Annotated in this window: 25 protein-coding genes; 16 read left to right on the forward strand and 9 right to left on the reverse strand. The window is 37.0% G+C overall.

All coding sequences use genetic code 11. The features are described 5' to 3' along the window. The first annotated feature begins 104 nt into the window (after nucleotides 1-104). Nucleotides 105-824, forward strand: coding sequence for a ZIP family metal transporter (locus NYE67_RS01775; RefSeq protein ID WP_340728987.1), 720 nt, complete (start codon nucleotides 105-107; stop codon nucleotides 822-824). A gap of 24 nt (nucleotides 825-848) precedes the next feature. Here NYE67_RS01775 and NYE67_RS01780 read toward each other — a convergent pair whose 3' ends face one another. Beyond that, nucleotides 849-1,193, reverse strand: a complete 345-nt coding sequence (locus NYE67_RS01780) for a DMT family transporter (protein ID WP_340728988.1) — start codon at nucleotides 1,191-1,193, stop codon at nucleotides 849-851. Nucleotides 1,194-1,224: 31 nt separating this feature from the next. After that, on the reverse strand, nucleotides 1,225-1,539 hold the full coding sequence (locus NYE67_RS01785) for a DMT family transporter (protein ID WP_340728989.1): 315 nt from the start codon (nucleotides 1,537-1,539) through the stop codon (nucleotides 1,225-1,227). Nucleotides 1,540-1,783: 244 nt separating this feature from the next. Here NYE67_RS01785 and NYE67_RS01790 point away from each other — a divergent pair, with 244 nt between their 5' ends. The 10 genes from NYE67_RS01790 (at nucleotide 1,784) to NYE67_RS01835 (ending at nucleotide 10,874) form a co-directional block, all read left to right on the forward strand. Then, nucleotides 1,784-2,587, forward strand: a complete 804-nt coding sequence (locus tag NYE67_RS01790; RefSeq protein WP_340728990.1) for a carbonic anhydrase — start codon at nucleotides 1,784-1,786, stop codon at nucleotides 2,585-2,587. Between the two features lie 331 nt (nucleotides 2,588-2,918). After that, entirely contained in the window at nucleotides 2,919-3,119 is a 201-nt protein-coding gene (locus tag NYE67_RS01795) for a cold-shock protein (protein WP_191701229.1), read from the forward strand. A gap of 211 nt (nucleotides 3,120-3,330) precedes the next feature. After that, nucleotides 3,331-3,708: a VOC family protein gene (locus NYE67_RS01800; RefSeq protein ID WP_340728991.1), complete on the forward strand. Its 378-nt coding sequence runs from the start codon at nucleotides 3,331-3,333 to the stop codon at nucleotides 3,706-3,708. A gap of 149 nt (nucleotides 3,709-3,857) precedes the next feature. Continuing rightward, nucleotides 3,858-4,658, forward strand: coding sequence for a protein phosphatase 2C domain-containing protein (locus NYE67_RS01805; RefSeq protein ID WP_340728992.1), 801 nt, complete (start codon nucleotides 3,858-3,860; stop codon nucleotides 4,656-4,658). 26 nt (nucleotides 4,659-4,684) lie between these two features. Then, complete coding sequence (locus NYE67_RS01810; protein ID WP_340728993.1) at nucleotides 4,685-5,329, forward strand: alpha/beta hydrolase; 645 nt, start codon at nucleotides 4,685-4,687, stop codon at nucleotides 5,327-5,329. A gap of 38 nt (nucleotides 5,330-5,367) precedes the next feature. Continuing rightward, nucleotides 5,368-5,745 carry a VOC family protein gene (locus NYE67_RS01815; protein ID WP_339214928.1) on the forward strand — a complete coding sequence of 126 codons (378 nt, stop codon included), beginning with the start codon at nucleotides 5,368-5,370 and terminating at the stop codon, nucleotides 5,743-5,745. 29 nt (nucleotides 5,746-5,774) lie between these two features. Continuing rightward, on the forward strand, nucleotides 5,775-6,173 hold the full coding sequence (locus NYE67_RS01820; protein WP_340728994.1) for a VOC family protein: 399 nt from the start codon (nucleotides 5,775-5,777) through the stop codon (nucleotides 6,171-6,173). Nucleotides 6,174-6,342: 169 nt separating this feature from the next. Beyond that, nucleotides 6,343-8,481 (forward strand): beta-propeller domain-containing protein, encoded by a 2,139-nt coding sequence (locus NYE67_RS01825; RefSeq protein ID WP_340728995.1) that lies wholly within the window; start codon nucleotides 6,343-6,345, stop codon nucleotides 8,479-8,481. A 382-nt stretch (nucleotides 8,482-8,863) separates the two neighbouring features. Next, nucleotides 8,864-9,562, forward strand: a complete 699-nt coding sequence (locus NYE67_RS01830) for an ABC transporter ATP-binding protein (protein WP_340726796.1) — start codon at nucleotides 8,864-8,866, stop codon at nucleotides 9,560-9,562. Next, nucleotides 9,552-10,874, forward strand: a complete 1,323-nt coding sequence (locus NYE67_RS01835) for an ABC transporter permease (RefSeq protein ID WP_340726797.1) — start codon at nucleotides 9,552-9,554, stop codon at nucleotides 10,872-10,874. Before NYE67_RS01830 ends, NYE67_RS01835 begins: the two co-directional genes overlap by 11 nt. A 49-nt stretch (nucleotides 10,875-10,923) precedes the next feature. Here NYE67_RS01835 and NYE67_RS01840 read toward each other — a convergent pair whose 3' ends face one another. After that, nucleotides 10,924-11,850 carry a 5-oxoprolinase subunit C family protein gene (locus tag NYE67_RS01840; RefSeq protein ID WP_340726798.1) on the reverse strand — a complete coding sequence of 309 codons (927 nt, stop codon included), beginning with the start codon at nucleotides 11,848-11,850 and terminating at the stop codon, nucleotides 10,924-10,926. Continuing rightward, the gene (gene pxpB / locus NYE67_RS01845; RefSeq protein ID WP_340726799.1) at nucleotides 11,844-12,545 is read right to left on the reverse strand and encodes a 5-oxoprolinase subunit PxpB; all 702 of its coding nucleotides are present in this window, start codon (nucleotides 12,543-12,545) and stop codon (nucleotides 11,844-11,846) included. Before pxpB ends, NYE67_RS01840 begins: the two co-directional genes overlap by 7 nt. An 84-nt stretch (nucleotides 12,546-12,629) precedes the next feature. On the opposite strand from pxpB, the gene NYE67_RS01850 reads away from it, so the two are divergent. Then, entirely contained in the window at nucleotides 12,630-13,388 is a 759-nt protein-coding gene (locus tag NYE67_RS01850; RefSeq protein ID WP_340726800.1) for a LamB/YcsF family protein, read from the forward strand. Between the two features lie 49 nt (nucleotides 13,389-13,437). Here the strand turns inward: NYE67_RS01850 and NYE67_RS01855 are convergent, their stop codons facing one another. Beyond that, nucleotides 13,438-14,838 (reverse strand): polysaccharide deacetylase family protein, encoded by a 1,401-nt coding sequence (locus tag NYE67_RS01855; RefSeq protein ID WP_340726801.1) that lies wholly within the window; start codon nucleotides 14,836-14,838, stop codon nucleotides 13,438-13,440. A gap of 182 nt (nucleotides 14,839-15,020) precedes the next feature. On the opposite strand from NYE67_RS01855, the gene NYE67_RS01860 reads away from it, so the two are divergent. Beyond that, entirely contained in the window at nucleotides 15,021-15,767 is a 747-nt protein-coding gene (locus NYE67_RS01860) for a threonine/serine exporter family protein (RefSeq protein ID WP_340726802.1), read from the forward strand. A gap of 50 nt (nucleotides 15,768-15,817) precedes the next feature. Beyond that, nucleotides 15,818-16,306, forward strand: a complete 489-nt coding sequence (locus tag NYE67_RS01865) for a threonine/serine exporter family protein (RefSeq protein ID WP_340726803.1) — start codon at nucleotides 15,818-15,820, stop codon at nucleotides 16,304-16,306. A 41-nt stretch (nucleotides 16,307-16,347) separates the two neighbouring features. On the opposite strand, the gene NYE67_RS01870 is transcribed toward NYE67_RS01865, so the two are convergent. Further along, nucleotides 16,348-18,351, reverse strand: coding sequence for a sensor domain-containing protein (locus NYE67_RS01870; protein WP_340726804.1), 2,004 nt, complete (start codon nucleotides 18,349-18,351; stop codon nucleotides 16,348-16,350). 334 nt (nucleotides 18,352-18,685) lie between these two features. Between NYE67_RS01870 and NYE67_RS01875 the strand changes: the two genes are divergently transcribed. Next, nucleotides 18,686-19,558 carry a GNAT family N-acetyltransferase gene (locus tag NYE67_RS01875; protein ID WP_340726805.1) on the forward strand — a complete coding sequence of 291 codons (873 nt, stop codon included), beginning with the start codon at nucleotides 18,686-18,688 and terminating at the stop codon, nucleotides 19,556-19,558. A gap of 266 nt (nucleotides 19,559-19,824) precedes the next feature. On the opposite strand, the gene NYE67_RS01880 is transcribed toward NYE67_RS01875, so the two are convergent. Then, nucleotides 19,825-20,304 carry a hypothetical protein gene (locus NYE67_RS01880; RefSeq protein WP_340728996.1) on the reverse strand — a complete coding sequence of 160 codons (480 nt, stop codon included), beginning with the start codon at nucleotides 20,302-20,304 and terminating at the stop codon, nucleotides 19,825-19,827. 279 nt (nucleotides 20,305-20,583) lie between these two features. Beyond that, complete coding sequence (gene helD, locus NYE67_RS01885; RefSeq protein WP_340728997.1) at nucleotides 20,584-22,860, reverse strand: RNA polymerase recycling motor HelD; 2,277 nt, start codon at nucleotides 22,858-22,860, stop codon at nucleotides 20,584-20,586. Between the two features lie 274 nt (nucleotides 22,861-23,134). Between helD and NYE67_RS01890 the strand changes: the two genes are divergently transcribed. Then, nucleotides 23,135-23,566, forward strand: a complete 432-nt coding sequence (locus tag NYE67_RS01890) for an NUDIX hydrolase (RefSeq protein ID WP_340726808.1) — start codon at nucleotides 23,135-23,137, stop codon at nucleotides 23,564-23,566. A 33-nt stretch (nucleotides 23,567-23,599) separates the two neighbouring features. On the opposite strand, the gene NYE67_RS01895 is transcribed toward NYE67_RS01890, so the two are convergent. Continuing rightward, a complete protein-coding gene (locus NYE67_RS01895; protein ID WP_340726809.1) occupies nucleotides 23,600-23,947 on the reverse strand; it encodes a hypothetical protein in 348 nt (115 codons plus the stop codon). Nucleotides 23,948-24,050 lie beyond the last annotated feature (103 nt).

Below are 24,050 nucleotides of genomic sequence, written 5' to 3' on the forward strand. Positions count from 1 at the left end.
TTCGCTTTTTTTATTATGAATAAGTATTTATTTTAAGGATTTTTCATAAATCACCCTGATAAACCATACCACTTATTATACTGATGGAAAGGTGATAATACGGCATGTGGTTATTAGGTTTTTTATGTACCTTTTTAGGCTTATTTATTGGTGGTCTAATAGCTTGGCTTTTCAAAGGACTGCATCAGAGAGTAGATATTTTTTACGGGCTCTGTGCAGGTATTATCTTTGGCTTAATTAGTTTTGAAATTTTTCCGGAAGCAGTTGAATTAGGAGGCTGGGCAAGTACGCTTTTAGGGTTTACAATCGGAATCATTATTTTTGCAGTATTGCATAATACTTTACATAGTAACGAAAGTGAAAAAAATATTGAAAAAGATAATTTGTATATTCGTGCAAGTTTATTATTAATATTCAGTCTATCGATTCACAATATACCAATGGGAATTATTTTAGGGGCAAATCAAAGTTCTGATTTTACAATGGCATTGTTGCAAACACTGTTATTCCATAGTATCCCCGAAGGTATTATTTTGTTTACCCCCTTGATTTTGGCAGGAAAGCGAATGAATCTTTTTATTGTATTTTTAATTACCTTTATTGTATCGATACCAGTTGCACTAGGTATCTTTATTGGTGATTTTTTAGGATTTGTACACCAGTCAATCAACACGATCTTAATAGGCTTAACTTTAGGAATCATTTTTATGGTTACTGTATCGGAAATTTTATTCCCGGCATTAATCAAATCGTCAGTGTTTAAAGTTTTACTTTGGACAGTGATAGGGATGGTGATAATAGGGGTTTATATGAAAATATTATAAATGTGCTTTTAAAGCGGCTGTACCTTAGTTTGTAGGTTCTGCCGCTTTGTGATTGGTTGCGGAATTTAGTACTACAACCCCGCCTATAATTAATAATATGCCTGTTACTTTAAGGATACTTAGAACTTCACCCCATAATACTACACTTACAAAGAGCGTTAATAAGGTTCCTACTCCAGCCCAAATAGCGTAAGCCAGACTTAACGGTAAAGTTTTCAAAGTTAATCCAAGGAAAAAGAATGAAAGTCCATAACCTAGAACTACTGCAGCTGAAGGTAAAGGTAGTGTGAAACCATCTGATATTTTTAACATCGTTGTAGCGAATACCTCACAAATTATTGATATTGTTAATAAAAAGTATGCTTTCATATTTTTTTCCTCTCTTCTTTAAGATAGTAGGTTAGCCAATATTTAAAATAACAACGCCTCCAATAATTAACCCTAACCCTAAAAGCTTTTTGCTGTTCCAGCCCTCTTTAAAAACGATAATTCCGATTAATGCAGTTAAAGCTGTCCCCACTCCAGACCAGATCGCATATGCCAAACCAAGTGGAAGTGTCTTCAGCGATAACGATAAAGCATAAAAAGCGATGGCATAACCAATAGCTATTCCAATGACAGGTAATAATTTTTTGAAGCCGCTTGACGCTTTTAGCATTGTACTTCCAAACACTTCACTAACAATGGCAACTGCCAATAGAAAATATGCGTTCATAGTAATCCCTCATATCTTTTAATGTTTTTGTGTTTTCAATATTATTTTACCTTTTTTAAATAAAACTGTAAGTGTATGCACAAAATGTATTATAAAATGATTGAATATTAAATTCTTTATGATGCTTTATATGGATAAAGTAGTAGTATTTATTAACTGAATTTCTAATTTTAAGTATATTTCTGCGATTCATCATCAGATTTTTAGTAATCTAGATAATGTATTAAAAAAGGAGGTTTTATTAATGAAAAAACTCGGATATTTATCTTTAGCTGTATTTTTAAACTTGTCTCTTGCAGCGTGTGCGGAACAATCTACAGAAACCATTGAACCAAAAGAAGATGAAAAAGCTAGTACGGAACAAATGGAATGGTCTTATGATGATGTTACAGGTCCTGAATACTGGGGTGAACTAAACGATGAAAACTTAGCGTGTGTTAACGGAGAAGAACAATCACCGATTAATCTGGAATTTTCCCAAGCGAAAGTAGATAAAAAATTAACAGAAAATCAGACTAACTATGAGCCAACCAATTTTACACTCATAAACAACGGTCATACCGTCCAGGCTAATGCTACAACAGAAAATAACAGCATGATTGTTGAGGGAAATGAATATAAGCTTTTACAATTCCATTTCCATACGCCAAGTGAGCATCAGTTTAATGGTCAAAGTTATGAGATGGAGCTGCATTTAGTACATAGTGATAAGAATGGAAACCTAGCTGTCCTTGGATTGATGATTCAGGAAGGAAAGGAAAATGAAATAATGGCAGCTCTTTGGAATGAATTACCGGCTGGAAAAACCGAAGAAGCAAATACGGAAGACTATCTGATTGATTTACAGGCTTTGTTGCCTGAAAACCAAATATCTTTCCATTATGCAGGGTCCTTAACGACACCTCCTTGTACAGAAGAGGTAAAATGGATCATTTTTGAACAGCCAATTGAAATGTCAAAAGAACAGATACAAGCATTCCAGCACATTTTCCCGGACAATCATCGTCCAGTTCAACCATTGAATGACCGGGAAGTTAATAAAAATTAGAAATGAAAAATTTTACTGATAGTTTAAAGAGGTAGTATGTAATCAAACTAGTGCATAGCTAAAGAGACCATCACGTTATGGTCTCTTTTTGATAAAGGACATTAAATGTTAACAGTAATACGGGGTAGAATAATCACTTTATAAACACTGTACTGGACATTACTAATTATTTGTTATATACTATGGTTAATAAGACGGATTACAATACATTAATAAATTCACCTATTACAAAGAGTATTCGTGTTTTATTTAATACTTTTTGTAATATGTGAATTTTTTTCTTTTTTGAGGAATTATGATCTTATTAATACGAATAATGGAGGTCATTTAAATGACACAAGGTACAGTAAAATGGTTTAACGCAGAAAAAGGTTTTGGATTTATCGAAGTTGAAGGCGGAAACGACGTATTCGCTCACTTCTCAGCAATCCAAGGCGACGGTTTCAAATCTTTAGACGAAGGTCAAAAAGTTGAATTTGAAATCGAAGACGGTCAACGTGGCCCACAAGCTACAAACATCGTAAAACTTTAATTTTAATGATGTAATAATAAAGAAGAGGTATCCTTTAACGAGGATGCCTCTTTTTTTGGTGCTTAATTTACCAGGGAAAGGAATATTAGTTTTTTCATGTTAAATAAAGATTTCTTGTTTTAAGAGGTTATAGCAGCCTTCATCCCGAAATAAATGGATAAAGGATTGTTTAGTTTATAATTACTTAAATTAATGAATAGGGGAAGTAAGGATGGAAGCAAATATGATTCAAAAAATTGGGCAGATTGGGGTGCCAATAAAAAATATGGAGAACGCAATTGCGTTTTATAAAGATAAATTAGGATTACCATTACTTTTTAGTTCAGATAGTATGGCATTCTTTGAATGTAGTGGGCAAAGGCTTCTTCTATCTATCCCTGAAAAAGAGGAATTTGCAAATTCAAGTTCTGTTATCTACTTTCAGGTAGAAGATATAAAAGAAGCTTATAAAGAATTGATTAGAAAAGGAGTTTTCTTTAACGACGAGCCCCACATTGTTGCAAAAATGGAACATACAGAAACATGGATGGCTTTCTTTAAAGATAGTGAAGACAATACACACGCCTTAATGAGCGAATTGCAAATTTAATTCCTAGCATTCGATGTGGCGAAAAGTCTCCTGATTTTTATAAAAAAATTGGGATATATAGGAAGAAATATAGGTTTTAGTAAAAGTTTAGTCATGATTAGTTTCCATTTAAAAATTGTGGATCTAAAAAGAATAAAGGGGGGGTGCAATTGTATAAATTTAGCTGGGTGGGGAGTGAAAATCATTTTGTAGATATACTACATATTGAGCAAGTCAACAACTTAACAATCGGTCGTTTTGGAGGTAATTCATCGGCAGGTCAATATAAAAACGAGGATGGCTGTATAGTTTGGTCAGATGAAGAACAGGATTGGGAATTTGTAGTGCTCCTCGATGCACATAATTCAGCAGAGAGCGCCGAACTTGTCATAAATACTATTACAGAGGAAGAACAAAATTTAACGACTATTTTTAACATGCCATTACGAGAATCTTTTAATCAAATGGACAAATACATAGTACATATTTTTCAAAATCCACTTTTTCTAGCGAGTTGTCGAGAGATTCAAGGGGAAACTGCGTGTCTTATCGTTTTAAGAAAAGACAAGTATGTTTGGTGGTTTTCAGTTGGAGATTGTATCCTTCATCTGTTTCACCCCGAATTGGCTAAGATGGATCAATATCTTTTGAACCAAAGAAATTTCTATGAATGGATAGGACAAGTAAACACCTTTGAACTGGATGTACCATGCTATAGTACGGGGCGTAGGGAATTAAGAAAAGGAAAGAACCATCTTTTTCTTACAACAGATGGTTTAACGGAATGCCCTGATGGTAATTTCCATAACGCTACCGAAATTATTAAGGTATTTGATAACGCCAAATCCCATCAAGATTCCGTGCAGAATTTATTAAAGGAGATTGAAGAAAAGGGAGTACGAGATAGCACTACTATTATTTCGTGGATAGTTAATGTAGAAAGAAATGCGAGTGAACCAAGTGACTTATAAATTTATGAAGAATAGGAGGCATTTCTATGTTTAAAGTAAAAACGGATTCAGTAGTGGGATATAAGGAGATGAAAATTCCCTACACTTTATTAAGCACCAATGAGGATTCAAAAAATTTAGTAATCATGCTTCCTGGAGCTGGATATAGCACGCAAGCTCCTCTCTTTCATTATTCGACTGGAGTGTTTTTAAATAAATCCTCCGATGTGTTACAAGTCAATTACTCTTATAATGACAAATTCTATGATAATTTCAGTATCGATGAAATTAGTGATGCGATTAAGCATGATGTAAGGGTAGTTATCGATCATGTTTTAAATGATGAATCGTATGAATCCTTTTGTCTGATCGGCAAATCTTTAGGAACGATTGCTATGTCATCTGAGTTAAAAAGAAATATTTTTAAAGATGCAAAAGCAGTTTGGCTAACTCCGCTTATTAAAAGGGAAGATGTTTTTGAGGCGATGGTAAAAGCAGAAAACAGAGGATTGTGTTTTATCGGTGACAACGATCAGCATTACAATGCTGAAAGATATGAGCAAATAGTTCAAAATACGAACATTGTTTCCACACTATTCCCTAATGTAAATCATGGTTTGCAATATGAGAATGACCCTGTTACTTCAATTGATGTATTAAAAAGTGTAATTAAAGAAATTTATGAATTTTAAATACAGATTGCAAGGAAGAATAACAAGGAGTTGATTAGATGACTATCCCGATTTTTAAGGGAATGGAAGGTGTTTTTATCCCTGTAAAAGACCCAGCTATTTCAGCTAAATGGTATGAAGAAGTACTGGGTTTTAAAATAATTTACATTGAAGAAGAGGCAGCTGTCATGCAAATCGGAGAAGAGTCCCAAACGGTAGTATGTTTGGTGAAGACCTTGAATCACGTACCAATGAAGTTCCCGGAGAACAAGTTTGGGGTAGGCAAATACTATAATTTTATTCCTACAGATATAGAAGAAGCCCATAAGACTCTTCTGACCAAAGGTGTAAAGGTGAATTCAATTGGAGGGGAAGGATCCACTAGATTTTTCACTTTTTATGATCCGGATGGCAATCCATTGGGAGTCTGTAAATAAAGGCTTTTAAAAGCTGAAAGGAGATAAAAATGAGTGAGAAATTACTAAGAATAGGTACAACATATATTCCAGTAACGAATGTAGACCTTGCTGCTGATTGGTATGTAAAAAAACTAGAAGCAGAGTTAAGCTACAAAGATGAGGACAAAGCTATTTTAAACTTGGCCAATCAAAGTATCTTTCTTGTAAAGTCCCCTGAAGGCCAAAGCTCCAATTTCTTGGATATTTACGGGAGTGAGCGTTTTTCGTTAACATTTGAAGTCGATGGAATAAAGGTATTAGAAGCATTACATAAAGATTTTAAGCAAAGTGAAATAAACGTTGGAGAAATTGAAGACAGAGGACATGCTGGCCGGAATTTTACTTTTTTTGATCCGGATGGTAATAAATTTGATGTATGGAGTGAGCTTAGCCCTTCCTTTAAATAAAGAGGGTTATTTTGTATTGGAGTAAACAAGCCACCGCTTTGATTATATTTTGATCAAAGCGGTGGTTTTTTGTTTGTAAAGATATGTGTAAAATTTTTTCTTTGTTCTGTAACCTTTCCGTTATTTCCAAGTCTAATTAAATACAAAAGAATGGAAAAGGAGGGTTTTTATGAAAAATGGCAAGCTTTTTGGAATGGGATTAATTACTTCACTTGTCGCAATTTTAGTATTTGGCTATTTTTTCTTTACTAAAAACACAGAAGTGCATGCAACGGGTATTTCATTTAAAGGGGAAACGTATTCGATTACATTGAAGCAACCAATTACGAAAGAAAGTTTAACGGATGGTTCTATCGTTGTATTAGATGAAAATGAGAAGGTTACAAAGGCTAAACTTTCGATTAATAGCAGCGGGAAAATTTTATCTGTAGATGGGTTAAATTTAGGGAAATACACACTTCAAATTAAAAAAGATGCCTTTGCAAAGAAAACTAAATTGCAGCAGGAACAGTCTGTGACACTTGTAGTCGTTAAGAAAGTGAAAAATATTGTTTCAACAGAAGATTTAAAAGATTATTTTCGCGCATTTTTAGCGGTAGAAAATTCATTGTCGAATCGATTTAACGATATGGTAACAAATGATATGGCAAAAGAGGAATCCGCTATGTCGATGGATAATAGTGCAAAAAGTAGCGGGGGTCCGAGTCATTCTACTACAAATAATCAAGTAGAAGGTATTGATGAAGGGGACATTACGGTTACAGACGGCCGATATATTTACACGATTATTGATAACAAGGTAGCAATTGTCGATACGAAAGATTTAAAAGTGGTGAAGCGTATAACTGTTGGTAAAGATATTTATCCGAATCATCTAATGATACATGATAAAACATTAATAGTTGGATACTCGTCCTATGTTCAGACACAAAAGGAACCGTATGATGGGAAATCCGTATCAACAGTAGTGTTTTATGATGTGACCGATGCCAAAAAAGCAACATTAGTACGTGAAGTAGGTCATGATGGTGGTATATTAAATATTCGCAAATCCGGAAACTATTTATATGTAGTGTCGAGTCTTACACCGAACTACTGGATGCTTCAAGATACACCGAATGTTGAATTGCGTCCGTCTACGTATGATGGTAAAAAGGAAACAATTATGCCAATCGATAAAATCCGTCTTTTACCGGAAAGCAATGAGCCGAATTATTTGATCGTTTCGGCAATCGATGTCAGCAATGTGAAGTCAAATGAATGGAAAACAGAGAGCTTTTTAGGAAGCAGCGGTCAAATGTATATGTCCGAAAATGCGATCTATATTGCGTCTATGAATCATTACGGTTTCTGGCCGGAAATTGAAACCGCAGATACAGCCGTCTCCAATATCATGCCAGCACCACAAAATAATGAAACGACAATTTATAAAATTTCAGTAGATAAAACAGCTTTAAAAATGGAGGCACAAGGAAAAGTAACAGGTTCTATATTAAATCAATTTTCAATGGATGAGCATGATGGTCACTTCCGTATTGCCACGACAGAAGGCAATGCCTGGGGAACTGCAGCAAATTCGAAAAATCATTTATTTATTTTAGATGAAAATATGAAGCAGGTTGGGGCAGTCAAGGATTTAGCAAAGGGCGAACGTATTTACTCCGCTCGTTTTATGGGCAATAAAGCGTATTTAGTAACATTTAGAGAAACTGACCCGCTGTTTGTCATTGATACAGAAAATCCAAAAGCTCCCAAAGTATTAGGGGAGCTGAAAATTCCAGGTTTCAGTAATTACTTGCATCCGATTGATGAAAATCATTTACTTGGAATTGGCTATGATACGGAAGTTCGAATGGAAGAGGGTTCTAAAGAGCCGATTGTCTTAACGAAAGGTATGAAACTGAGCTTGTTTGATGTAACAGATTTCAATAATCCGAAAGAAAAACAAGCGTTAGTGATTGGAGGACGTGGCACATATTCTCCTGTTCAACACGATCACAAAGCATTATTCAGAGATCCACGCCAAAACTATTATGGATTCCCTGTAACACTTTACTCACCGACAGAAGAGGAAGACCGTTTAAAGTATGAAGGAACGGGTGCGCACATTTATAAAGTAACGGCTTCAGGAATTGAACTTGTAGCTGACATGATGGAAAAGGCACGTCCAGGTGAACAATATGAAGATTATTATAATGTAGTACAACGATTATTATATGTAGAGGATCAATTGTTTACAGTGTCTCCATCCAAGGTAACAAGTTTCAATGGGAAAACGTTTGAAAAGCAGCAAACAGTAGGGTTTTAACAGTAAATTAACCGTAGGCACACAGGAAAATATGTGCTTGCGGTTTTTTATTTGAAAGAACTAATGCAGTGACTAGTTTCCTTTCCTTTAGAGATAAATCTTTGAGCGTAGGCGTCGCCTTGCATAGGCATAGCGACGCACCTGGAACGTAACGATATATAGGTAGACACTCTTTGTTTGGCGGGGGTCTCATGCCGCAGTAATAGTAGCAGTAAAGGTATGGTTTACGGCGTACCTTTACTGCTACTATGCGGCTCCCGCCAAAGGAAAATCGCAACTTATTGGACTTGTCTTTTTTCTTAAGAATTTCTTCACTTTTAGCCTTTCTAAATATTAAGATTTACCGTTTACACTAAATGTATGGGAAAAGGAGTGAACAATGATGATTAAAGTGAATAACTTACAACATACATTTTCAATCGGTAAAAAAGGGAAGGAAAAAACAGTACCCGTACTGAGGGATGTATCCTTTGATGTAAAGCGCGGTGAGATTGTAGCAATCGTAGGGAAGAGTGGTTCTGGAAAATCTACTTTACTGCAAATATTAGCAGGTTTTATGAAGCCAGAGCATGGTTCGATTGTCGTTAATGCACAGGAGATCGCGGCATTTAATGAAGCTGCGAGCGCTAAGTTTCGTTTAGAAAATTACGGCTTTATATTTCAAAACTTTCAACTGATGCCAAGCTTAACGGCATTTGAAAATATAGAATTGCCTTTAAAATTAAAAGGGATGAATGTTTCAGCGCGTAGAAAACGTGTTGAAGTTATTATGCAGAAGGTTGGTTTGACGGAAGTAACGGATCATTACCCAAATGAATTATCAGGGGGGCAACAGCAGCGTGTTAGTATAGCACGGGCACTTGTAACCAATGCCCCAATATTATTGGCGGACGAACCTACAGGGAGCCTTGATTCGGAAACGGAGCAAGATATTTTGATGCTTATTCAGCAGTTAAATCGAGAACTTGAATTGACATTTATTATTATTACACATGACGAGGAAGTTGCAATGATTGCTGATAAACGCTTCCGCATGCATGATGGCAAGTTAGTAAAGGAGGGTAATCACCGTGTTATTTAAAGATCAAGTAGACTTTGTCATGCAGCATATTAAGAAGAACAAATTACGCGTATTTATGACGGTGCTTGCCGCTACAATGGGCTGTGCGTTTCTAATCGTACTTGCTTCGATCGGATTTGGGTTGCAAGCTTCAATGGAGGAAGAAATTTTATCGAGTGAAAGCGTCACAAAAATTGAAGTTATGGGTGGGGAAGCACAGTTTTCGGAAGAGGAAGTAGCAGAAATTGAAGCAGTAGAAAATGTACAGACTGTTTTAAAAACAACGACAATAGATGCAGAGGTGAAAAGCTTTTTTGAAGACCGGGATACAATTTCTGGTTTACGATTAACGAATTTCACTGATTATGCTTCTATAGCAAAGCCGTTAGCAGAAGGCACATACCCGAAAAATGAAAATGAAATTGTTGTCGGCTATCATTTCGGTCAAACGTTATTGAATGAGGCAGACCGCAAATTGATTGAGGAAAAAGAAAAAGCGGCTAAAACAGAAGGTACTTATTATAATGGAGAAGAAGAAGGCTATAAGAGCTCATTAATCGGTAAGGAGATTGAAATTGCGATAAGGTCGTATGATGATCCGAACAAGCTTTCAGATCGTATGACATATACGATTGTTGGTGTGATGCCAAAGCCTGCATATGAATGGGCAGTTGAAAATAGAATTTATATGATGGACGAGCAACGTGCAGTTCTTGAAAATAGCTTTAAGCAAGTAATTGATGAGAACCCGGCTGATTACCAATTATTTTTTGAACGCTATGATATTTATGCAAAAAGCTTAGAATACGTGAAACCAATCTTGGAAGATTTACGTGGGAAAGGCTACGGTGTATACTCGGTTACCGAACAGCTTGAGGACTTAAATGTCTTTTTCTTAGTGTTAAAGGCAGGTCTGGTATTTGTTGGGACGATTGCAGTACTAATTGCATCAATCGGTATATTCAATACAATGACAATGGCGGTAACAGAGCGTACAAGGGAAATTGGTGTACTAAAGGCAATTGGAGCGAGTCCAAAACTGATTCAGCGACTATTTTTAATGGAAAGTACATTTATAGGTGTTATCGGAACAGTTATAGCCATTGCTATTTCCTACCTAGTAAGCTTTGCATCTAATCTTTTACTGCCGATTGTTTTAGAGGCAGCAACAGGTGAAGAAAACTTTGGCAATATCCAATTTTCTGCTATTCCATGGCAGTTAGTAGTGATTGCCGCAACAATTAGTATCGGTGTTGCGATGATATCAGGATTAAGACCAGCACGAAAAGCAACGAAAATCGAAGTAATGCAGGCACTAAGACAAGAATTATAGGGAAAATTCCACCTCGTAAAAGTAGGGCTCTTCTTTTACGAGGTTTTTTCTATTTCAAAACGGCTTCGAGCAAGCGTAATTGCTGTTCTAGTTCAAAATAAGCTTCTTCGGCCTGTTCGAGTGATACAAGCTGGAAAAGTAGTGTCTGTTGGGGAGCAAGCTGCGCTAAACGATGTAAATCAGCGGTAATTACTTGTGCAATTTTCGGGTAGCCTCCTGTTGTTTGCCGATCTGCCATTAATAGAATCGGGTGTCCACTTGGAGGTAATTGGATCGTACCGAATGTGACGGCTTCGGAAAGTAATTGAAACGGTTTTTCAAGAAATATGGACTTGTGGGAGTCTAATTGATAGCCCATACGGTCGGATTTATTCGAAATTGTATAAGATTGATTAATAAAGCTAGTTTGCATACCACGGCTAAATTGCTGCCACTCGGTTCCTGGTAGTATACGAATAGTTGCTTTTTCGTAGAAGGTCTTTGTATTTACTTGATATGCAGCATATTTTATTCGCGTTTCCTCATAAGGAATCTCATCGCCCGGTTGCAGTGCTCGTCCTTTATAACCGCCAAACTTCGCTTTTAAATAGGTGCTTCGACTACCGAGTATTTCATCCACTAAAAATCCACCTGCAATACAGAAATAGCTTCTTGCACCATTTATTATAGTCCCACACGTTAATACGTCACCTGCTTTAGCGGAAATAACTTTATACATGGGGACTAGCTGATTATTAAGTGTTGCGTGCATCATTCCACCTGTCAAAACAAATGCTGTGGCTTTTTTAAATTCAAATACCCCGCCATTTAATGTCATTTCAATGGCGGCTTTACCAGATTGCTTTAACAGTGCATTGCCGATTCGGTAGGCAACTGAATCCATTACGCCACTTGCAATAATCCCAAATTGTTGATGGCCAGTTCGCCCTCCATCTTGAATGGTAGAAAAAATTCCTGGTTTCATAACTTTTAGCATGAGGTGACCTCCTTTACGGCTACAAATCGAACTCGGTCACCTGCTCGTAATAATGTAGGAGGGTTTTTGTCAGGCAAAAATAATGGCGTCATCGTTCGACCGATAATTTGCCATCCGCCTGGTGTTGCAAGCGGATAAATGCCTGTTTGTTCTCCGGCAATCCCTACTGAACCGGCCGCGATTTGTAATCTTGGAGTGGAATGACGTGGTGTTGCGATTCGTTTATCCATCCCGCCCAAAAACGGGAACCCAGGTGCAAAGCCGAGCATATAGACGAGATACTGTTTAGCGGTATGTATATCTATCACTTGTTCCGGTGTTAATCCATTAACATGTGCAACATCGTTTAAGTCAGGACCATATTCACCACCGTAAATAACTGGGATATCTATTAGCCGGCCCATTTCTTGAGATGAAATGTCTTGATTAGTAAGTAAGGTTTCAATATAGTTTTGTACTTTTGTAGAGCTCGTTTTTAATGAATTGGGTTGTAGAGATTTTCTAACTATAAATGGATCGTAATAAATACAAAGATTCGTATAGCTCGGCACAAGCTCGATAAAACCGGGAAAAGGGTGCTGTTGGATAGTTATCATAGCTTGCTGGATTTGGTGGTGTGCTTGTTCATTAATCGTCGTACTAAATTGAACAAATAGAGCATTGTCGCTTAATTGCCTAAATTGCAGAACCGGCATGTAATTTCACCTCATTATTGGAATGAATGATTATGTATGGCATGATAATAGCATAACATTCTGATAGTTGTTGGGGGAGAGGCTATGTATACGATTGATATAAATTGTGATTTAGGCGAGAGCTTTGGAAGATATAAGTTGGGAGAACAAGAGGAAATACTACGTTATATAACTTCTGCCAATATCGCATGCGGATTTCACGCAGGAGATCCAACTGTCATGCGCGAAACGGTGGAGCTGGCGGTAAAAAACAATGTGCAAATCGGTGCACATCCGGGACTGCCTGATTTAAATGGCTTCGGGCGCAGGGAGATGAAGATTTCTCCTCAAGAGGCGTATGACATCGTTGTATACCAAATCGGTGCACTGCAAGGATTTTTAACAACTACAAACGTAAAAATGCAACATGTTAAACCTCATGGAGCGCTTTATAATATGGCGGCGGTACAGAAAGATATATCAAAAGCCATTGCACAAGCGGTATATGATATTTCCCCTAAGTTAATTTTATATGGATTAGCCTCGAGTGAATTAACGAAAGCAGGAGAAAAAATCGGCTTGAAAACTGTGCACGAAGTATTTGCGGATCGGACGTATCAGCAAGATGGCACGCTTACAAAGCGCAACGAATCAAATGCTCTTATTACAGACGAAAAAAGGGCTATCGCACAAATAATAGAGATGATAAAGGAAGGAACAGTCACTTCCGTTCAGAATACGAAATTCCCACTTCAGGCACATAGTATTTGTGTGCATGGGGACGGGGAGCATGCCGTACAATTTGCCCAGCTGACCCGTACGAAATTGGAGCAGCAAGGTATTGTAGTAAAGGCATTTCAATAAAAAAGGGTGGTTATCTCGATAATAGAGATAATCACCCTTTCGTCATATTCTAGTGATACTTCAAAATTTCAGTAACTGTTAAAAACTCGTAGCCCTCATCTTGTAAAAAGGCGAGTACTGGCTCTAATCCGTCTGCGGTTGATTGATGGATATCATGCATTAATACAATCGCATTGTTATGTAATCCATCCTTTAGCATTGACAGAAGTTTTTCTGAGTCACGATGTTTCCAATCGAGGGTATCAATTGTCCAGTTAACCGTTTTACAAGGAATAAGCTTTCGCACTTCATCATTAACCGCTCCATAAGGCGGACGGAATACAGTCGAGTTCTCACCGGTAGCATTTATAATGGCCTGTTCTGTAGATTCATACTCTTTTTGAATTTCCGATGGAGACATTTTCGTTAAAACACCGTGTGTCCACGAATGGTTGCCAATTTCATGACCAGCTTGACGCACTTTACGCGCCAATCCAGGATAATATTGAACACGGCTGCCAAGCATGAAGAAAGTTGCCTTTGCATCATATTTTTCTAAGAGTACTAAAATCTGTTTCGTTACTTCCGGGTGTGGTCCATCATCAAACGTAAGGGCAATTCGTTTTTTTGAAGAGTTCTTATCATTTTTCGGAACAATCGTTTCCTCTGCCTGCATCTCAATTTGGAAATCCGAGGCTAAAAGGGGGTTAATGAATGATAGAGACATTTCCACTGTTGGTATTCCTGCTTCAAGTTCTGTCACTTCTCCTTCATTAAAGTAAATAATGAGGGAATCTCCCTTTAATGCAAAGCGCTTAAATAATCGCCATTTCGGTTGAGTGGCAGAAGCGAGCTCTTTTTCCTTAATATAATCTTTATAGGCTGTGTTCTTTACCATTTCAGATTGAACATGTGCAGCAAAAGTTTCCAAACTTTTTAGATCTTCATTCAGTAGTGTACGAATATCGAATAATTCACCGGTTTCATTGTCGATTAAAAATGTTGTGATTGTTGTCTGTTGCTCTACTGCATTTAAAATTGTCTTATTCGTTAATACGAAGGAGTAGTAATGGTCATACTCAAAAGTATCAAGGCTAATATTTAGTTCGCCGGATAATTGTTTTTCGTTTTGCTGAAGGCGCATCATGCTTATGTAATATTCTTTCGATTCTTCGATATACGTAGTGACCGCTTGATTGAACGTTTTGTATTCCGTAAGTGGATATTGAATTGCGAAAGGCATTTTATCATCATTCGAAATGTCTGTGACAATCTTTACCCCAGGAAAAGTTGATGGCTCTTCGCTTGTAGTAGAATCTTGCTCTTCTGCAGATGTCTCCTCACTACTCGGGAAAAGTGGGTTATCGCTCAAAACAGTTAAGTAGACAGTAATAGCTCCCAGTATAATGATAGAGCTAATAAGGGTTAAATCAATCCAAGGACCGCGGCGTTTTCTGTAAGGGTTTGACATGATGTACTTCGGTTCCTTTCTATTAAAAATAGACATCTAAGTAAAGCTATAAAAAATATATTAAATTTATTAATCATTTTAGAAAATACACTATCATAGTAGCATATATTGTATGAAAAAAGGCTGTTATTTTAAGGGTGCTTCAAGTAATATGAGCTAAGAAGTGGAAGGAGGTCCATCGTATGGATAATGAACATACTGAAATGGCAATAGACTGCTTTTTACTTGCAGGCCGTATCATGATTGAAAGTGGTGCGGAAACGTATCGAGTGGAAGACACGATGCTGCGTATGGCCCGTTCTCAAAACATGATGGATGCACAAAGCTACGTAACGCCAACAGGAATTATTTTTTCTCTTGGTAAAACGCAACCTACCAGAATTACATCGATTCCAACAAGAATTACGGATTTACATCGAATCGCTCTTGTCAATAATGTCTCGCGTAAGCTTACATCCCACCTCATATCAATTGAACAAGCATATGAAGAATTGAAGAAAATAGAAAAAACGAATTATTTCCTTCCAATAGCCATTCAGGTCCTTGCTGCGAGTATAGCGAGTGGTGCCTTTTTACTGCTGTTTAAGGGGACTGTAAGTGACATTCCGGCTGCTTTTATTGCAGGAGGGTTAGGTTTATATATCGTTACTATCATTCATAATATGACGCGCGTAAAATTTTTCTCGGAATTTCTTGCTGCGGTGGCTATTGGTATTGTGGCATCTTTTGCAGTCTATTATGGATATGGTAAAGAAATCGATAAAATTATTATTGGCTCAGTTATGCCACTTGTACCTGGTTTGCTCATTACAAATGCGGTACGGGATATGATGGCTGGGCATTTTACAGCAGGGATGGCAAAGGGAGCTGAAGCTTTTTTAACAGCGTTTGCGATTGGCTCGGGAATTGCACTTGTTCTGTCCTTCTAAAACTTTGGCTGTCAGTATACTTTGCAATATTGGAATAGGAGGAAAGCTGGATGTTGGATAGTGTTCTTATTCAAGTCGTTATTAGTTTCGTTGCAACAGCGTGCTTTGGTGTAATTTTTAATGCGCCTACAAAAACAATTCCAGCATGTGGCTTTGTCGGTGCAGTCGGTTGGGCAATCTATTACGTCATGATTGAAATCGGAGTCGATGAGGTACAAGCCTCGTTTTTAGGGGCATTTGTTGTGTCATTAGTAGCGTATTTCTTTGCGCGCAAATTTAGAATGCCCATGATTATTTTTAGTGTTTCAGGAATTATTCCGCTTGTGCCTGGAGGAATAGCCTACAATACAATGCGTAACGTTATGGAACTCGATTATATTATGGGTCTGCAAAATGGGATGCGGGCATTTATGATCTCTGGAGCCATCGCGATGGGGCTTGTTTTCGCAGAAGTATTTATGCAAATTATTTTCAGGCTATTGAGCCAGGGGAAGACTTCAATGCAATCCTTTATGAAATCGAAAAAAAGAAGCTCGTAATGCACTGTTTTACAGTAGCCTTACGAGCTTCTTTATTATTACTATACAAGTAAAGATGAAATGCCATTAGAAGAGCTTGGTTTACTAATAAAGTATCCTTGTAAAATATCGCAGCCGATATTTGTTAGGAATTCTTTTTGTTCTTCTGTTTCTACGCCTTCTGCAACGACTGTTAAATTCATCGATTTGCCAAGCTGAACCATGCCATTTACAAGCTGCTGCGTTTTTTCAAATTTCAGTGAGCGTATGAAAGTTTGATCGATTTTCAAAATAGAAATCGGCAATAGCTGCATATAACGGAATGAGCCGTAGCCCGTACCAAAGTCATCTAATGCAAAAACAATTCCTTCGTTCTCAAGTGTGCGCATCTGTTTAATGATGCTAGTTTCAGCTTCTGCTTCCAATGCAAATTTCTCGGTAATTTCGATTTGCAGTAAATTAGCAGGGCAACCTGTACGTTCAAGAGTAGCTAAAATTGATTTTGCCATGTTTTTGTCACGGAACTCACGGACAGAAGAGTTAATACTTACTTTAATATTATGACCAGCCTTTTTCCAAAGAACGGCTTGCTCACATGCCTTTTCGAGCATAAATGAACCGATATTATTAATTAGACCTGTTTCCTCTGCTATTGGAATCAATTCATCAGGAGAGACAACACCAATTTCCTCATCATCCCAGCGAACTAAAGCTTCTACTCCTGTAAATTTCCCAGTTTTTACATCGAGCTGTGGCTGGTAAAGAACATGTAAATTTTTCTGATCCAATGCCAGTAATAACCGCTTTTCTATGATTGAGTTACGATTCAATGTAACATGTGAAGATTTTGACAAGGAAACAATTCGGTCACCACCAGCATTACGTACAGACGTAATGGAAGCCAATGATGCCTTCATCAAATGTGTAAATGTCAATTGATCTTCAGGGTAGCGAGTAATGCCACCGCTTACGGAAAGGGGAACAGCAACATTTCCGTTGTATATTGGGTTTTGCTGTAAATAACTAAGGAAACCTTGTGTAAACCATTCAGGCAGAGGTGTTATCACAACAAAATCATTTTCGTTAATACGGGCCATTGTACTATCTTGGAAATACATTTTCAGACGTTTTGTGAATTCCATGATAAGTGATTTCTCTGCACAATCATCATGCAGATCTTTAATGGTATAGAATTTATCGATGCTTAAGTAAACAAATGAAAAATGACGATCTTCCTGAATCATTTCATCGATCACTTGTGCAAGGCGGTGCACATTCATTAATCCTGTTTCAGTATCGATATAGGCAATTTTTTCGAGCTGGAACTGAATCGCTTTTTCCTTTGTAATGTTTCGTTCGATTAGGAAATATTGATTTAGCTCTGGTGCAGGGCCAAGCATCGGAATGGCGGTTAAATGCACCCAATAATGTTCGTCGTCCTTTGTCACCTTTTCTACATCACCTTGCCAAATTTGCCCACTTTGCAGTGTTTTCCAAATTTCCAAAGCGACTTTTTCGGATTCACCATTATTTGGGAATAGCTGCCAAAACGTTTTGCCGAGAACCCGCTTTGGTGTCCAATGGCTTGCCTTTAAAAATTGCTGGTTGGTTTGTATGATAAAACCATCCTGATCGAGTGTCACAGTCATAAAGGATTGCTGAATACCACTCTTTAAATCGATTAAGTGTTGCTGTTCGTCATCTACTAAACGCATTTCTTCATTAGGAACACATAAAATGAAAATAGCTTCCTTATTTTCGAAGAGGATAGGTTTTGTATAAACTGTACAGATTTTGGAAGCTTCACCCTTCATCAATATTGGAACATTGTGTAAGCATAAAGCTACAGTACTTGTTAAGATGGACTCCACTGTCTCGTTACTTACTTCTGAAAAAAGAGTGTTGTAAACAGGGTTTTCTTTTAGTTCTTTAGTCTTGACTTCTGAGTAGTCGAAATGATGAAAATTTCCTTTAACAATTGTTCCATTTGGTAGAAGTATAAAAGAAGGGAAGGGAGTAACTAGTATTGGTTCAATATTAGTAGAAAGGGTTTGCTCGTTTATCATTCTTTAAATCTCCTTATTTAATAAATTATTACTATAATTATAATGAGGCAACATCCATTGGTCATTAAAAAAAATCTTTTATATTTATATATAAGCGTTTAATAGGATTATTATACCTCAATTTTATAAGAAGGATAGTTAAAATTGTACATATTTCTTATATTTGGCATCAATAGAATGTCGTGCTCTTATCGTCGTGGTATAAATAAGAGGAAAAATAAGAGAATAGCTTTGAAAGTCATTTTAAAATTGATAATTGCGCGCTATTGTTGCGTAACTACGTGAGCTTTACTAAAATAGAAACATTATAGAAGATAGAATTGGAGTAGAAAGAATGAATTTATCGGCAATTACCGTGTCGTATCCTTTAGATCAAGAAACATATGAAGAAGTACAAAACTTATGTAAAACATCAGCTGTTTGTGATGGCATCCTATTAAATCAGGTAATGAATCTAACAATTGCTAAAAGTTATGAAACACGCGGGTTTTATGTACTTGTATATGATGATGAAAAAAATCTATTAGTTGGGGCAGGAACTGCTGTGGATCTAATGGGTTTAAATACGTATGAATGGTCGATGCTAGTTGCCCCAATGTACCGTCAGCTTGGAATTGGAACAGCGATTTTAAATGTCCTAAAAGAAGGTATGGCGATCCGGAACAGTGAGGGGGAGCTTGCTCTTGTAATAGAAGGCTCTAAATTCGGAAAAGAGTTTTTAGAGCAAAACGGGTATTTATACAGTTTTTCTGAGGCAACTTTAGAGGCTCATGCGGAAGTTATGGAGAATAAGGGAGCGGTGACTTTACGTCCTTTCATGCAAAAAGATACGGAAGCGCTCATTTCAATTTTTAGTGATGCTTTTGGCGATATGCGTGAAGAATCATTGGAGTTAATTGAGTTTAATACGACGACAGAAGGCTTAGTAATGTGGACAGCCGAAATGGATGGCGAAGTTGTTGGAACTGTGACAACCCGTAAAGAAGGGGAAGTACAATGGATTACTGCGTTTGCAGTATCACCGAAGAGACAGCGCCAAGGCGTCGGTACGCAAATTTTAAACTTCGTGAAGGACTATGCAATCCGTTCAGGTGATAAAACTATTTTACTTGATGTAGAGATTGAAAATATGGGTGCACTCCGCGTATATGAAAAAGCCGGATTTATGAAGTCGTCACAGGTTGATTATTATATTTATATTGGGTAAGAAAATGAGAAAACTTTATTTAGTGCTTCAGTTAATAGGGAGAAAATAATTTTAAAAATAGTATTTAAGGGCACAATTCGTCTATGAATTGTGTCCTTGTTTTCGTTGTTGCTTCACCAACTATATATACACAAATGCAATTAGTACAGGAGCATCGTTAAAATTATGTGTCTTCATTAATTCCATTGTTAAAACACTTGCTAATTAGATATCAGAAAGAGATGGGAATTCTATAATAAGGCTATGTTCTCCAACTAACTGAGAAGTTAGTTTAATCCCATTTCCTCGCACCAAGGTCCTTGTCCTTTACATTGAAATTGATAAATTTTATTTTCATTTTTAACTTTCAGTTCAATTATATAATCAAATGGGTGATGAAAATTACCTTGCTTCGCATCTCCAACTATATTTATTTTTTCAATATCGTGATAACTCAAGTTTAATTTTTGATAGTCAGTGGAACTCCCTAAAATGACTAACAAGCGATGCTGTTCATTTATTAATCGATCCGAATGTCTATCATATGCATAATAACTGATAAACCCTGTTTGTATAATCAATAAGGCACAAATAACAATGCCAATCTTTTTAGAAATCCCTTTCCGTGCTTTCCAAAATAAAAGGATAGTCAATGAGCATGCTACGTATAAGATGGTAAATTCAATCGTTACATTATTTAAAGCCATCCCATTTCTGAACAAAATAAAACCATATAAGAAAATTAAAGCAATAACTATAATACCCATTTCATCACCCCTATTATTTAACTGAACAACTAGTAACTAAGATGATTTGCTTTTCTTTCAATAAAGAATATAATTCTACAGCCCTTTCCAAAAATCCTATTTGAAGAGGAGATATCATTAGAATTAAAGAATAAGGTATGAAGTAGTTTGGACTATAGTTCAATAAGGAAAGCAAAATATTTCGCCCCCCAAAAAAACGCTCAGATTTCTAAGCGTTAAACTTGTACTAATTAAGCTGTTATTTGTTAAATGCGCCTTTCTCCCAGTCATACGAAACCGTTAAATTTTTTCTAATTGTACAGGGGCTTCTCCCGATATATTTGCATTAATGGGCTTCATTAAAAAAGCCTCTTTCGAAGGACCAATCAAATAAAGTTCATGCATGGCACGGGTTAAAGCTACATATAAAAGCTTCCGATCGAGCGGGTTGTCATAATACGGTGTGTCAAATGACGTGAGAATAACTGCATCAAACTCTAATCCCTTTGCTAAATGACTTGGGATGACTAGAAGCTTTTGCTGATCGATTGCCGAGTTTTCGTCAAGCAACTGTGCAGAGATATCCGAGTTTTCAAGCAGTTTAACCAACTGAACAGCTTCATCTGTTGTTTTGCATATGAGTGCAATGGATTGATGATGGTTTTCACGAATTTTTGCCAGCACGTCTTTAATGATGTTGTCATCAAAGTTTTTCGCTGTGATAAACTCAGGCTTTTTCCCATGACGGACAACGGGTTCAACGAGCGGTAAGTCCTCATCCATCTGCATTAAAATTTCATTGGCAACTTCCATAATTTCAATTGTCGTACGGTAGCTTTTTTGAAGGGTAGCATAGGTTGCGCGAGGGAAAAGCTCAAGGACCGGCTGCCATTCTGTAAGAGATCTATAGCTATGGATACCCTGCGCTAAATCGCCAACCATCGTGAACATATCCGTTTCAAGTCCCGCCTTTAAAGCAGCGAGCTGGAAGTAGCTATAATCCTGTACTTCATCAATAAAGACGACCCGCATTTTCCATTTATCCTCAATCCCTTTAATTTTCGCATGTAAAAATAAAAGGGCTGCTAAATCTTCAAGTGCCCATTGCTCTTTTTGGTGTGCCTCTAAAAATAACTCTGTTTCTTCGACGGACCATTCGGGAGCCAGTTCAAATAATAATTCACGGCTTGTAAGGAATGTTCGATATAGTTGCTTGATTTTTGCCTTCTGGAATTTTCTCATATAAGAAGATGCGACAGTTTTTGCTTCCTGTTTAATTTTCGGAATGCGATCATCACGTTCGTCGATTAGTTTTGTTACAGTATGACGGCGCTTTTCTGCATCTCGCATACCATTGAGTGCACGGCCAATCGCGTCTTCATATCGTGTATTCAATGTAGTTAATACAGCAGTTGTTTTCCGTTTTACTTCGTTCTGAATAACCTTTTTAATGCGCTCGAGCCGTTTTTCAACAGGCATATAATGAAATTCTACTAAGAACAGCTTTCGCAAATGGTCGCCTTTCATTATCCGGTATTTTTCAATAAATACATCATCAAATAAAGCGGCTAACTTGGCTTCGTAATGCTGCAAATAGCGATTCATCATCAGCTCATAAAACGGACTGCCTTTCATTTTCGGAATCATCCAGCCTTCATGTGTAGAGGACGGATTGGCGATTAGCCGTTCGAGCTGTTCATTTGGATTTTGGAGCTTCAACTTAAGATTAATGGCATCAAGTACATATTGAGCGTAAGTTGTTTGGCATATTTTATCGACACCTAGCTCAGGGAGAACGTCTGCAATATAGTCAATGAATAAACGGTTTGGTGCTAAAATCATGAGTTGTTCGGGATTGAAATGGTCACCCATCGTATAGAGGAAATATGAAATCCGGTGCAGGGCAATCGTTGTTTTCCCTGACCCTGCTGCTCCTTGTACGAGAATCGGTTGACGTAGATGGGCTCGGATAATTTCGTTTTGCTCTTTCTGTATTGTGGAGACGATTTCGGTTAAGCGAACATCTGCTTTACCTTCTAGTGCCTCTTGCAGCAACTCGTCATTCGTTGTTAAGTCGACGTCCCGGTAGTCGAGGAGCTTTGCATTTTCAATTTTATATTGTCGCTTTGCAAATAAATGTCCCGTAAGTTCTTCACCGCGAACATCATAAGTAATCTCACCTAACCGTCCGTCATAATAGACATTTGCAACAGGGGAACGCCAGTCGACAATAATAGGTTCATGTGTCTCGCTGTGGAAGAGGGAAGTTTTTCCGATATAAAGAAATTCCTCATTTTCCTGCTCACGCTGGAAGTGGATTCTCGCAAAATATGGTCTTTGGCGAATCGCCTCCAAGCCTTCTTTTTGGTTGCGGGCCAATTCGAAAAAGCGAGTATTCATTAAAATATTTAAGAAGCTGTCACTCGAATCCAAGTATTCCACATTGGTCATTGCAGAGCGTATATTTTCCTGTGCTGTTTCGATATCTCTTTTCGAACTATGCAAAATCTGGTCCATATAATGAACCGTATCATGTAACCGCTGCTGTTCTTGTTTGAACTCTTCATTTACCGTCATGTCGTTCCCCCTATCATCAATCAATTACACTTCATTGCACAGCGTAAAGATTAGGTTTTTACTTTTTTGAGAATCTGCAACATTGTCAGATAATTATCTTATCAAAATACGACGTGTATATTCAAGGAGATGTATGGAAATAGGAAGTCATGATATTTAAGGCACTAATAATACTTAGGAGTTACCGAAATATTTCAAACTAATAAAAACCATATAATGGTATTATTTTAAGTGAGGTTTATTTAATAATTGAAATAATGAAGGAGGATTTTTAATGGAACAAGGTACAACAAAAATCTATACACCCCCGAAACATATCGTTTCAGCAGCAACAATTGTTCTTAATGATCAAAACGAAATTCTGCTAATCAAAGGCCCTTTAAGAGGGTGGGAGATGCCAGGAGGTCAAGTAGAAGAAGGTGAATCGATAAAAGAAGCCGCTATTAGGGAGACAAAAGAGGAAACGGGTATAGATGTTGAAATAATAAAGTTTTGCGGAATTTTTCAAAATGTAAAAAGGTCAATCTGTAACACGCTCTTTCTAGCAAAGCCTATTGGAGGACAATGTACGACTTCTACCGAAAGCTTAGAAGTAGAATTTTTTTCAATTGAAGAGGCTTTAAAACTGGTGGAATACGGAAATTTTCGACAAAGAATCGAATGCTGCCTAGATGAAAGTAATCACCCTTTTTATATAGATTTTTAAGGGCAAAAGAAGAGAGGATGTCACCGCTATATTTTAAAAACGAACATCGACTGTACAACTGTATCGAGGTGTTTCTTTTTCAGCGTAAATATTTTCCTGAATTATAACTTTTGCATTGCCAAAAGTATATGATTCTTCTTTATCTGCATACACTTGGAAAAAATCTGCGGTGTAATATTTATACCCATCTTTTTCAAGGTAGGCCCAGACTTCATCGGCTTTACGTGGGTCAAGACCTTTACTATGTAAAAACTCGATAAGTTCAACATTAAACATAATTTGCTCCGCGTATAAAACACAATCACCACATATACAATGGTTGGCTGTACCAACAAGTGCTCTTTTCGAATAAAAATTTTCATTTAGCTGCTTAGTGTTCATAGTGCCCTCCGAGAAAATAGTAGTTTTATTTACCTTAAATACCTTAAAAATATAATTAAACTCGAATTTTGGGATTACTTCAAGAAAGGGTAAAGTATTTTTA

The sequence above is a fragment of the Solibacillus sp. FSL W8-0474 genome (genome assembly GCF_038004065.1).
In the GTDB taxonomy this organism is placed as follows: Bacteria; Bacillota; Bacilli; order Bacillales_A; family Planococcaceae; genus Solibacillus; species Solibacillus faecavium.